Below are 11374 nucleotides of genomic sequence, written 5' to 3'. Positions count from 1 at the left end.
CCTGCAGTAGTCTCGGCCCGTTCCACTCATCCAGAGGGGCAGAGGGACACGGCCCGACGAAGCCCCGGCAACCACTGCGCGAGCAGCAGGTGCCCCGTCCGTCCTGCGCGGTCGACGACCCGTCGCAGGGAAGATGAGGAGGTAGTCGTCGTATGACCCTGACCGCTCCCGCTCCCACGGCCGTCGCGGTGAACCCCGCGCGCGGCCTGGTCTGCCGCAACTGCGGTGCCACCTTCGGCCTCATCGCCGAGCACGCCTGCGCCGAGTGCTTCGGCCCGCTGGAGGTCGACTACGACCCCGACCTCATGCGTGCGGTCACCCGCGAGCAGATCGAGGCCGGCCCGCAGAACATCTGGCGCTACGCCCCGCTGCTGCCCACCGGCCAGGACCCCGCCCAGCGGGTGAGCCTGGACCCGGGCATGACGCCGCTGGTCCGCGCGCAGCGCCTGGGCGACGAGCTCGGCTTCACCGCCCCGCTGTGGGTCAAGGACGACTCGGCCAACCCCACGCACTCCTTCAAGGACCGGGTGGTCAGCCTCGCCGCCACCGCGGCCAAGGGCTTCGGCTACACCAAGATCGCCTGCGCCTCGACCGGCAACCTGGCCAACTCCGTGGCCGCGCACGCCGCCCGCAACGGCCTGCCCTCCTACGTGTTCGTGCCCAGCGACCTGGAGCCGGGCAAGATCGTGCAGTCGGCGGTCTACGGCCAGGCGCTGATCGCCGTCGACGGGTCCTACGACGAGGTCAACCGGCTGACCAGCGAGCTCGCCGAGACCGACGAGTTCGAGGACGCCGCCTTCGTCAACCAGAACGTGCGGCCCTACTACGCCGAGGGGTCCAAGACCGTCGGCTACGAGATCGCCGAGCAGCTGGGCTGGCGGATCCCGGCGCAGGTGGTCATCCCGATGGCGTCGGGCTCGTTGCTCACCAAGGTCGACAAGGCCTGGAAGGAGCTGGTGGCCGCCGGCATCGTCGCGGACACCCCGTGGAAGGTCTTCGGCGCGCAGTCGGCCGGCTGCGACCCGATCGCCACCGCCTTCGACAACGGCTGGGACGTCGTCAAGCCGGTCAAGCCCACCGGCATCGCGAAGTCGCTGAACATCGGCAACCCCGCCGACGGCCCCTACGCCCTGGACGCCATCCGCCGCACCGGCGGCTCGGTGGGCCGGGTGGGCGACGAGGAGATCGTCGCCGGCATCCGCGACCTGGCCCGCACGACCGGCGTCTTCGCCGAGACCGCGGGCGGCGTGACCACCGCCGTGCTGCGCCAGCTGGTGGAGAAGGGCCTGCTCGACCCCGCGCAGGAGACCGTCGTCCTCAACACCGGCGAGGGCCTGAAGACCCTGGACCCGCTGGCCCCGGTCGTCGGCCCGACCCACCGGGTCGAGCCCTCGCTGCGCTCGCTGCGGCAGGCCGGCCTCATCGCCTGACCGGTACCTGCCCCACCCGGTCGGGTGGGGCAGGTACAGACCGGGCTGCGCCCGCCGATAGAGAACACATCCGTCCGGAACTGGTCCGGTCGGTAAGTGTTGCGGGAGGCGGCCATGTTCGCGAGGTCTGCGCGGCCGGTGCCCGACCCGGCCGGGCCCGTGGTGGCCCGCCGGCACCTGGCGTCGGTGTTCTCCGCGTCGGCCGCCTCCGTCGTCGACGCCTTCGCCGCCACCGAGGAGCTCGACGCCTTCGCCGTGGCCCGGATGACCGACCGCTGGTGGACCGGGGTGGCCGCCGACCAGGCCCACCGCGCCGCCGTGCTGGAACGCCCGGTGCCGGTCGCGCTCTCGGTCTGCCACCACCTGCTCGTCGACGACCGTGCCGCCCGCGCCGCGGACGCGCGCACGCACGACCACCCGGCCGTGCGCGCCCTCGGCCGGCGCCACGCCCTGGGGGAGTACGTGTCCGCCCCGCTGCGCCGCCCGGACGGGCAGCTGCTGGGCAGCCTCTGCGGCTGGTCCGACCGCGCCGCGGTCACCCCGGACCCGGGCGCGGTGCTGCGCCGGCTGGAGACCGCCGCCGACCACCTCGCCGCCCGCTTGACCGCTGCGCTGGACGCCGTCGCCGACGACCGCGAGGCCGACCGCGAGCGCGCGCTGCGCACCGCCGACCCGGTCACCGGCGTGCCCGACCGGCGCGGGTGGGCTCAGCTGCTCCAGGACGAGGAGGAGCGGGCGCGCCAGCTGGCCGGTGCGGTGTCGGTGGTGCTGGTCGACGTCGGCACGGTGCGCACCGCCCGGGGGCTGCGCCGGGCCGCCGACGTGCTGCAGGAGGCGGCCGGCCCCGCGGCGGTCGCGCGGGTGTCCGGACGCCGGTTCGGCCTGCTCGCCGGTGACGTGGACGACCCGGTGGCGCTCGCCCGCTCCGTCCGGGCGGAGCTGGCCGGGGCCGGCTACGGCGCCACCGCCGGCTGGGCCGTGCGCGAGCCGCAGGAGGGTCTGGCCGGCACCTGGTGGCGGGCCGAGGACGCGCTCGTGCAGGTCAGGGTCGCACTACAGGGTTGACCCCGATGGTTCCGACGGGGCCGGGCGCTGCCGATAGCGGACATGTAGATCCGGAACGTCGCTAGATCAATTATGCGAGGAGCACACGTGGTGAGGCAGGCGCAGTCGCTCTCCCCGGCGGCGGGGACCTGGGACGACGAGCTGGCCGTTGCTCCGTCGGTGCAGGTGCTGGACACCCGGACGGCGGCCCCGGCCGCCCCGGCGGCGGCATCGGTGTGGTCGCGGGGCACCCTCCCGGGCGCGCAGGCCGCGCTCTCCCTGCTCGGCAGCCTGGGCGGTGTCGACGCCTGGACGGTCACCCGGATCACCGAGGACACCTGGACCGGGCTGGCCGTGCAGATCACCGCGCAGGCCGCCGCCCCGGGTTCGGCCTGGCCGCAGAGCCGGGCCGCCCGGTACGAGGCGGGCACGCCGGTCTCCCGCGACCGGTCGCTGTGCCACCACCTGCTGACCGGCCCCCAGCCGACCGTGGTGACCGACCTGGCCCGCAGTGCCGCGCCCGACCTGCGCCGGATCTCCGAGGGCTGGGGCCTGCACGGCTACCTGGGCATCGCGCTGCTGGCCCCCGACGGCAGCCAGCTCGGCTCGCTCGCCGGGTTGAGCGCCCGGCCGCTGGAGGTCGACCGCAACTGGACCGAGCTGCTCGCCGTCCAGGCCGGCGCGCTGCAGACCTCGCTCAGCGCCGACATCGCCGCCCTGCACGGCCAGCGGCAGGAGGCCTTCGAGCGCAGCCTGGAGAGCCACGACGACGTCACCCGGCTGCCCAACCGGCGCGGCTGGGCGGCGCTGCTGGCCACCGAGGAGCGGCTGGCCACCCCCGTGGGCGACCCGGTGGGCATGGTGCTGGTCGACCTGGGCGTCATCCGCACCGTCCGCTCGCTGCGCCGCGCGGTCTCCGTCGTCCGCGAGTCCGCCGGCGACGTGCAGCTCGCCCGGGTCGGCCCACGCCAGCTGGGCCTGCTGGGCGGCGGCCACCAGACCTCGCAGGTCTCGCGCATGGCCAACCTCGTGCAGGCGCGGCTGGAGGGTGCCGGCTACCGCACCGCCACCGCGCACACCATGCGGGCCGGGGTCGAGCCGCTGGCCACCACCTGGGCCCGCGCCGAGCACGCACTGGTGCAGGCCCGCCGCGAGCAGGCGCTGGGCCGGTCGCGGTGACGGCCGGGGCGGTGGAGCCCTGGGCCATGCGGGGCGACACCGACCACACCGCCGACGTCGGCCTGGTCCGGCCCGGCATGGTCGCCGGCGGTGTCGCCACCGTGCTGGTGATGCTCTGGTACGCCGACCTGCTGCAGGCCCTCGAGGCCGCCGTCACGGCGTGGACCGCCCGGCTCATCGGGCTCGAGGACGCCTACCAGGTCGGCCGGTCGGTGCTGTTCACCGTCGACGGCCAGGCCACCGGCATCGACATCACCGTCGGCTGCACCGCGGCCTTCCTGCTGCTGCCCTTCGTCGCCGCCACCACCGTGCTGCTCGCCGTCCGCCGCATCCCGGCCGTGCGGGCCTTCACCTCGCTGGCCACCGCCGTGCTGGTGATCCTGGCGGTCAACCAGGCCCGGATGCTGGCCATCACCGCCGGCATGGCCCACTGGGGCCCCGAGGTCGGGTACGCCCGCACCCACGTGCTCGTGGGCACCGCCGTGAGCACGCTCGGCGTCGTGCTGGCCGGTACCGCCTACCTGCTGGTGCTGCTGCGCGGCACCTACCAGTCGCCCGCGGTCGACCCCCGGGACCTCGAGGAGGCCCACCGGTGAACGCCGACAACCTCGCCCTGGCCGCGCTGAACACCACCGCGTTCCTGCTCTGCGTGGGGTTCCTGCTCTACGTCGTGTTCATAATGCGACCGTTCCTCCGCCGGACCGACGGCGTGCCCGGCAGCCGCGAGGGCCACGACTTCCACTTCGTGGTGCCCTGCCTGGACGAGGAGCTGGTCGTCGGCGGGACGGTGCGGCACCTGCTGGGCACCTTCCCCGAGGCCACCGTCTGGGTGGTCGACGACGGCTCGACCGACCTGACCCCCGACGTCCTCGCCGACCTGCAGCTGCAGTTCCCTCAGCTGCGGGTGGTCACCCGCTCGCTGCCCGACGCCCGCCGCGGCAAGGGCGCCGCGCTCAACGCCGCCTGGCGCGCCATCGCCGCGTCGCTGCCCGCCGACGCCGACCGGCACCGCGTCGTGGTCGGCGTCCTGGACGCCGACGCCCGGCTCGAGCGGCTGGCGCCCGACGTCATCTGCGGCTACCTGGTCGACCCCCGGGTGGCCGCGGTGCAGGTGCAGGTGCGCGTCACCGACGACATCGACGGCCTGGCCGCCGCCGACCTGGACTCCCTGGTCGACCCCGACGACCGGCTCCCCGCCCGCCGGGACTCCCTGCTCGTGCAGCTGCAGGACCTGGAGTTCACCGGCCCGATAGCGGCCATGCAGAGCCTGCGCCGGCGCACCGGCAGCGTCGGCATGGGCGGCAACGGCCAGTTCACCCGGATGGCCGCGCTGGACCGGATCGCCGACGAGTTCGGCACCCCGTGGCACGGCGCCCTGCTGGAGGACTTCGAGCTCGGCCTGCACGTGCTGCTCACCGGCGGGCGCACCGAGTACTGCGACGAGACCTTCGTGGCCCAGACCGGGTTGCCGCGGATCAAGCCGCTGCTGCGCCAGCGCAGCCGGTGGGCGCAGGGCGGCATGCAGTGCCTGCGCTACCTCTGGGCGATCATCTGCTCCCCGCAGGTCAGCCTGCCTGGCGCCCTGGAGATCGCCTACTACCTGTGGGTGCCGTGGTCGCAACTGCTGGGCTCGGTGGTCTTCCCGGCCGCCGTCGGCGTGCAGGTGTACTTCATGACGCACACCGGCGACGGCGTCGTCGACTGGTGGACCCAGGGCGCCTGGGGCCTGGTCCCGCTGGCCGCGCTGTTCGGCGTCCTGCCGCACGTGGTCTGGGGCCCGGTCTACCGGTCCCGCAGCGGGGGGACGGTCACCCGGCGCCGGGCCTTCGTGCTCGGGCTGGCGAACGTGCTCTACGCCTACCTCCTGCAGGCCGCCGTCTGGTGGGCCTTCCTCCGGCTGCTGCGCGGTCGCCGCGACTGGAAGAAGACCGCCCACGACGGGCCCGGCCACCGCGGATCGGGCCGTGCGCCCGAGCCGGTCGAGCCCGCCCGCTTCGCCGCGCCGCCCGGTGACCCCGACTGGCTCAGCGACGACTCCCTCGCCGAGGCGCTGGCCGCCGAGGTCCGTGCAGCGCGGACCCGCGCCCCCCGGGTGCCGGAGGCGCGCGCGGTGGAGGTCCCGGTGGCCGTCGTCGCCGAGGAGCCGCCCACCGCGGCGCAGCCCCGCGTGGGCGGCGGCGCCTCCCGCCCCGCCGTCCGGCCGAGCCGTCCCCGCGCGTCGGCGACCCCGCCGGCGCCCCCGGACGGACCGGGCACCGAGCGCATCCCGCCCGTCCTCATGGGCGGCCAGCCCGAGCGTCGCCGCCGTCCCGCCCCACCCGCACCGACCGACCCCGACCGGAGGCCGCACCCGTGACCGCATCCCGCCTCGGCCGCCGTGCCGGCCTGGTCGCCGCGGCCACCGCGGCCCTGGTGGCGCTGTGGGCCGGCCCGGCGTCGGCCGACACCTCGAAGGCCTCCGCCGTCGCCGCCACGGTCACCGCGGCCGGGAGCGGGGCCGTGTCGTCGGGGACGTTCTCCGCGACCAGCGACGGCCAGACCGCCAGCACCAGCGGCAACGCCCAGCCCGCGCTGGGCGTGCTGGGGTCGCAGACGCTCATCACCTCCGGCGTCCTGGTGCAGCAGGCGGTCGCCCGCAACGACGGCACCTCGGCCGCCTGCGCCGGCCTGGTCGGCACCGGCGGCGGCATCGCCATCGGCAGCGACGGCACCTGCACCGTCACGCCCGGCAGCGGCGGGGTCACCATCCGGCTCGTCGGCGGGGTGACCCCGGTCGACATCAAGGCCGACGCCATCACCTCCCGCTGCACCGCGACCTCCGCGGGTGCCGTCACCACCGGCGTCACCCTGACCAACGCCCGGGTGACCACCGCCGTGGCCATCGCGCTGCCGGTCAACCCGGGCACCGGGGTCAGCGTCTCGGTCCCCGGCGTCGCGACGATCCTGCTCAACGGGCAGACCCAGCCGCAGGGCGCGGGCAGCGTCCGGGTCAGTGCGCTCGCCGTGTCGTTGCTCGGCAGCACCGCCGCGGTGGACGTCGCCGCCTCCAGCTGCGGCCTGAACGTGGCGACGGTGCCCGTGCCGGCCGTCCCGCTGTCGGGCTGGACCGCCGGCGCCGGCGCCGTCGTCGCCGGCTGGGGCGTGCTCGCCGTCCGCTTCGTCCGCCGTCGGGCCGGCTCGGTGCTGGTCGCATGACGCCGCGGGTCGCGGTGGTCATGGGCACCCGGCCCGAGATCATCAAGCTCGCCCCGGTGGTCGCCGCCCTCGGCCCGGCCGCCTCCCCGCTGGCCACCGGCCAGCACTGGGACGCCGACCTGACCGACGTGTTCTTCGCGGGGGTCGGCATGCCCCGGCCGGTGCAGCCGCTGCGCGGCGTCGGCGGCCGCGACCGGGCCGGCCAGGTCGCGGCCATGCTGACCGGCCTGACCGACTGGTTCCGCACCGACCGGCCCGACGCCGTCGTGGTGCAGGGCGACACCAACTCGGCCAACGCCGGCGCGCAGGCCGCCCACCACCTCGGCATCCCGGTGGTGCACGTGGAGGCCGGGCTGCGCTCCTTCGACCGGGCCATGCCCGAAGAGGTCAACCGGCTGGTGATCGGGGCGGTGGCCGACGTGCACTGCGCGGCGACCCGGGGCAACGCCGAGCACCTGCTCCGCGCCGGGACGCCGGCCTCGGCCGTGCACGTCACCGGCAACACCATCGTCGAGGCCACCCGCCGCGCGCTGCCGGCCCCCGCCGTCCGGGCCGCGGTGCAGGCCGCGCACGGGGTGGTCGCCGGGCAGTACGTGCTCGCGACCGTGCACCGCCCGGAGAACACCGACGACCCGGAGCGGCTGCGCGCGCTGCTGCAGGCGCTGGACCTGCTCGGCCTGCCGGTGCTGCTCCCGCTGCACCCGCGCACCCGCGCCGCCCTGACCGCCGCCGGGGCCGTGCTCCCGCCCGCGGTGCGCGGCACCGGGCCGGTGGACCACGCGACCTTCCTCGCGCTGGCCGCCGGCGCCCGGCTGCTCGTGTCGGACTCCGGCGGTGTCCAGGAGGAGGTCACCGTGCTGGGCAAGCCGCTGGTGGTGGTCCGGAACAGCACCGAGCGGCCCGAGGCGGTCGACGCCGGGTTCGCCGAGCTGACCGGGCCCGAGGGCGTCCTGCCCGCGGCCCGCCGGCTGCTGCGGCCGGGCTGGCCGGAGGAGCTCTCCCGGCGTCCGAGCCCCTTCGGCGACGGCCGGGCGGCCGAGCGGGTCGCCGCGCTCACCCTCGCCGCGGCCGGCCACGACGGCGCCGGCGTGCTGACCGGGGCGCTCGCCGTCGGCTAGCGTCGGGACGGTGCCGCGACCGCGCTCGCTCGCCCCGGCGCTGCTGGCCGGGCACGCCGTCCTGCTCGTCCTGGTCGTGGTCGTCTCGCTGGTCCTGCTGGGGACCGGCGCCGGGCCGGCCGACCGGGGGTACGAGCTGGGCCGCCGGCTGGCCGTGCTGGCCGTCGGCGTCCTCGTCGTCGCCCTGGTGGCCCGCCGGGTCGGGCCGCGGGCCCAGAGCCGGGCCGGCCGCTGGTCGGCCGTCGCCGGCCTGGTGACGGTGGGTGCCTGGCTGTGGGGGACGGCGTGGCTCGCCCCGTTCGACGCCGCCACGGCACCGCTGCTGCTGGTGCTGCCGCTCTACGCCTGGCCGATCACGCTCGGCGTGCTCGCGGTCGCCGTCCTCGTGGCCACCCTCGACCTGGCCGCCGGCGCCCTGCTCACCCGTCGGGGGTGACCCCCCGTCCTTGCACTCGCCCAGGGGGAGTGCCAGACTCCTGGTTGGCACTCGGAGCACCTGAGTGCCAACCAGGTCGGACCGGTGAGGCACCGGCCCGTGGGCCGCAGGAGCGTCCACGGCGCGGGTGTCGTCCGTCGCGGGCACCGCCCGGCCAGCAGCGATCCACGCATGGAGGACACCACCACATGGCCAAGATGATCGCCTTCGACGAGGAGGCCCGCCGCGGCCTCGAGCGGGGCATGAACACCCTCGCCGACGCCGTCAAGGTCACCCTGGGCCCCAAGGGCCGCAACGTCGTGCTGGAGAAGAAGTGGGGCGCCCCCACCATCACCAACGACGGTGTGAGCATCGCCAAGGAGATCGAGCTCGAGGACCCGTGGGAGAAGATCGGGGCCGAGCTCGTCAAGGAGGTCGCCAAGAAGACCGACGACGTCGCCGGTGACGGCACCACCACCGCCACCGTGCTCGCCCAGGCCCTCGTCCGCGAGGGGCTGCGCAACGTCGCCGCCGGCGCCAACCCGATGGCCCTGAAGAAGGGCATCGAGAAGGCCGTCGCCTCGGTCTCGGAGTACCTCCTCTCGACCGCCAAGGACGTCGAGACCAAGGAGCAGATCTCCGCCACCGCGTCGATCTCCGCCGCCGACCCCGCCATCGGCGAGCTCATCGCCGAGGCGATGGACAAGGTCGGCAAGGAGGGCGTGATCACCGTCGAGGAGAGCAACACCTTCGGCCTGGAGCTCGAGCTCACCGAGGGCATGCGCTTCGACAAGGGCTACACCTCGCCCTACTTCGTCACCGACACCGAGCGCATGGAGGCCGTCCTCGACGACCCGTACGTGCTCGTCGTCAACTCCAAGATCAGCTCGGTCAAGGACCTGCTGCCCCTGCTGGAGAAGGTCATGCAGAGCGGCAAGCCGCTGCTGATCATCTCCGAGGACGTCGAGGGCGAGGCCCTCGCGACCCTGGTGGTCAACAAGATCCGCGGCACCTTCAAGTCCGTCGCCGTCAAGGCCCCGGGCTTCGGCGACCGCCGCAAGGCCATGCTGGGCGACATCGCCATCCTCACCGGTGGCCAGGTCATCTCCGAGGAGGTCGGCCTCAAGCTCGAGAACGCGGGCCTGGACCTGCTCGGCCGCGCCCGCAAGGTCGTCGTGACCAAGGACGAGACCACCATCGTCGAGGGCGCCGGGGACCAGGACCAGATCGCCGGCCGGGTCAACCAGATCCGCGCCGAGATCGAGAAGTCCGACTCCGACTACGACCGCGAGAAGCTGCAGGAGCGCCTGGCCAAGCTGGCCGGCGGCGTGGCCGTCATCAAGGCCGGTGCCGCCACCGAGGTCGAGCTCAAGGAGCGCAAGCACCGCATCGAGGACGCCGTCCGCAACGCGAAGGCTGCCGTCGAGGAGGGCATCGTCGCCGGCGGTGGCGTCGCCCTGGCCCAGGCCACCTCGGTCTTCGAGAAGCTCGAGCTCACCGGCGACGAGGCCACCGGCGCGAACATCGTGCGCGTGGCCCTCGAGGCCCCGCTCAAGCAGATCGCGGTCAACGCCGGCCTCGAGGGCGGCGTCGTGGCGGAGAAGGTGCGCAACTCCGAGACCGGCTGGGGCCTCAACGCCGCCTCCGGCGAGTACGTCGACCTGGTCGGCGCGGGCATCATCGACCCGGCCAAGGTCACCCGCTCGGCGCTGCAGAACGCCGCCTCGATCGCGGCGCTGTTCCTCACCACCGAGGCCGTCATCGCCGACAAGCCGGAGAAGGCCGCCCCGGCCATGCCCGGTGGCGACGGCGGCATGGGCGGCATGGACTTCTGAGTCCTGCACCACCCAGCACCACCACGCACCACGGCGGGGCCGTCCTCCTCAGGAGGGCGGCCCCGTCCGCGTACCCGGGTGATCGGTAGGCGCACAGGTAAGGCTAACCTCAGCGGACGACCTCGTCCGATCCACAGGAGCCCCCGCATGCGCCGCCCCCTGGCCGCCCTCGCCACCACCGCCCTCGCCCTGACCCTGGCCGCCTGCGGCGGGTCCGACGAGGACGCCGCCGGCTCCTCCGCCGCGTCGTCGTCCGGCTCGTCGGACGCCTTCCCGGTCAGCATCGAGAACGCCTTCGGCACCACCGAGATCCCGGAGCGGCCCGAGCGGGTCGTGACGATCGGCTTCAACGACGCCGACTTCGTGCTCGCCCTGGGCGGCACCCTGGTCGGCGAGCGCGAGCTGCTCGGCGACTACGACGCCACCCAGCGCCCCTGGGCGGCCGGCCAGCTGCCCGACGAGGACATCCCGACCGTGGGCAGCGAGGAGCTCAACCTCGAGGAGATCGCGGCGCTGCAGCCCGACCTCATCGTCGGCGTCTACTCCTTCATCGACCAGGCCACCTACGACCAGCTGTCGGCGATCGCGCCGACCCTGGCCCAGACCGACGAGTACGCCGACGGCGCCACCCCGTGGCAGGAGCAGACCCTGCTCACCGGCCGCGCGCTGGGCGTCGAGGACGAGGCGCAGCAGCTCGTCGACGACGTCGAAGGCCGCTTCGCCGACGCCGTCGAGGCCAACCCGGCCTTCGAGGGGGCGTCGGTGGCCGTCGACCTGACCGGTCTCGGCGGCTCGGGCCACTACCTGCTGGGCCAGGACGACCTGCGCACCCAGTTCTTCTCCGACCTGGGCTTCGCCGTGCCGGAGACCTCCGCCGAGCTGTCGGCCGAGCGGCTGGACCTGCTCGACGCCGACGTGCTGGTGGAGAACGGCTACGACCAGGCCGCCCTGGACGCCGACACCGTGGTCTCGCAGCTCGCCGTGGTCACCGAGGACCGCACCGTGCTGCTGGGCCAGTACTCCAGCGCCGTGTCCGCCGCGCTGGGCTTCGGCAGCCCGCTGTCGCTGCCCTACCTGCTCGACCAGCTCGTCGACCCGCTGGCCGCCGCGGCCGACGGTGACCCGGCCACCGCGGTGGAGCAGCCGCAGTCCTGACCC

General features: G+C 74.9%; 10 protein-coding genes and 1 riboswitch. All 10 genes read left to right on the top strand.

The window, feature by feature from the left end; translation table 11 throughout:
* The first annotated feature begins 23 nt into the window (after window positions 1-23).
* Window positions 24-140, top strand: a riboswitch (SAM riboswitch).
* Between the two features lie 48 nt (window positions 141-188).
* The 10 genes from thrC (at window position 189) to BM158_RS09455 (ending at window position 11371) form a co-directional block, all read left to right on the top strand.
* Window positions 189-1430: a threonine synthase gene (thrC, locus tag BM158_RS09500; RefSeq protein WP_229827725.1), complete on the top strand. Its 1242-nt coding sequence runs from the start codon at window positions 189-191 to the stop codon at window positions 1428-1430.
* A gap of 114 nt (window positions 1431-1544) precedes the next feature.
* Window positions 1545-2495, top strand: a complete 951-nt coding sequence (locus tag BM158_RS09495; RefSeq protein WP_131802008.1) for a hypothetical protein — start codon at window positions 1545-1547, stop codon at window positions 2493-2495.
* A gap of 90 nt (window positions 2496-2585) precedes the next feature.
* On the top strand, window positions 2586-3653 hold the full coding sequence (locus BM158_RS09490; RefSeq protein ID WP_131802007.1) for a GGDEF domain-containing protein: 1068 nt from the start codon (window positions 2586-2588) through the stop codon (window positions 3651-3653).
* A gap of 26 nt (window positions 3654-3679) precedes the next feature.
* Entirely contained in the window at window positions 3680-4249 is a 570-nt protein-coding gene (locus BM158_RS09485) for an archaeosortase/exosortase family protein (protein WP_109504848.1), read from the top strand.
* Window positions 4246-6009 carry a glycosyltransferase family 2 protein gene (locus tag BM158_RS09480; RefSeq protein ID WP_091557149.1) on the top strand — a complete coding sequence of 588 codons (1764 nt, stop codon included), beginning with the start codon at window positions 4246-4248 and terminating at the stop codon, window positions 6007-6009. Before BM158_RS09485 ends, BM158_RS09480 begins: the two co-directional genes overlap by 4 nt.
* Window positions 6006-6848 carry a choice-of-anchor P family protein gene (locus BM158_RS09475; RefSeq protein ID WP_091557145.1) on the top strand — a complete coding sequence of 281 codons (843 nt, stop codon included), beginning with the start codon at window positions 6006-6008 and terminating at the stop codon, window positions 6846-6848. Before BM158_RS09480 ends, BM158_RS09475 begins: the two co-directional genes overlap by 4 nt.
* Window positions 6845-7966, top strand: a complete 1122-nt coding sequence (gene wecB / locus BM158_RS09470) for a non-hydrolyzing UDP-N-acetylglucosamine 2-epimerase (RefSeq protein ID WP_091557141.1) — start codon at window positions 6845-6847, stop codon at window positions 7964-7966. The genes BM158_RS09475 and wecB overlap by 4 nt, the downstream gene beginning before the upstream one ends.
* A gap of 10 nt (window positions 7967-7976) precedes the next feature.
* Complete coding sequence (locus BM158_RS09465; RefSeq protein WP_091557136.1) at window positions 7977-8402, top strand: hypothetical protein; 426 nt, start codon at window positions 7977-7979, stop codon at window positions 8400-8402.
* Between the two features lie 188 nt (window positions 8403-8590).
* Window positions 8591-10216 carry a chaperonin GroEL gene (gene groL / locus BM158_RS09460; protein ID WP_091557133.1) on the top strand — a complete coding sequence of 542 codons (1626 nt, stop codon included), beginning with the start codon at window positions 8591-8593 and terminating at the stop codon, window positions 10214-10216.
* 147 nt (window positions 10217-10363) lie between these two features.
* Window positions 10364-11371: an ABC transporter substrate-binding protein gene (locus BM158_RS09455; protein ID WP_091557129.1), complete on the top strand. Its 1008-nt coding sequence runs from the start codon at window positions 10364-10366 to the stop codon at window positions 11369-11371.
* Window positions 11372-11374 lie beyond the last annotated feature (3 nt).

Source organism: Klenkia taihuensis (assembly GCF_900112525.1).
GTDB classification, from domain to species: domain Bacteria; phylum Actinomycetota; class Actinomycetes; order Mycobacteriales; family Geodermatophilaceae; genus Klenkia; species Klenkia taihuensis.
Note: the sequence above shows the minus strand (reverse complement) of the source record. Positions and strands in the feature narration are given on the sequence as shown.

Coding starts and splice junctions, on each gene's coding strand:
- groL (WP_091557133.1), top strand. CDS start 8,591: ATGGCCAAGATGATCGCCTTCGACGAGGAGGCCCGCCGCGGCCTCGAG.
- BM158_RS09495 (WP_131802008.1), top strand. CDS start 1,545: ATGTTCGCGAGGTCTGCGCGGCCGGTGCCCGACCCGGCCGGGCCCGTG.
- wecB (WP_091557141.1), top strand. CDS start 6,845: ATGACGCCGCGGGTCGCGGTGGTCATGGGCACCCGGCCCGAGATCATC.
- BM158_RS09455 (WP_091557129.1), top strand. CDS start 10,364: ATGCGCCGCCCCCTGGCCGCCCTCGCCACCACCGCCCTCGCCCTGACC.
- BM158_RS09485 (WP_109504848.1), top strand. CDS start 3,680: ATGCGGGGCGACACCGACCACACCGCCGACGTCGGCCTGGTCCGGCCC.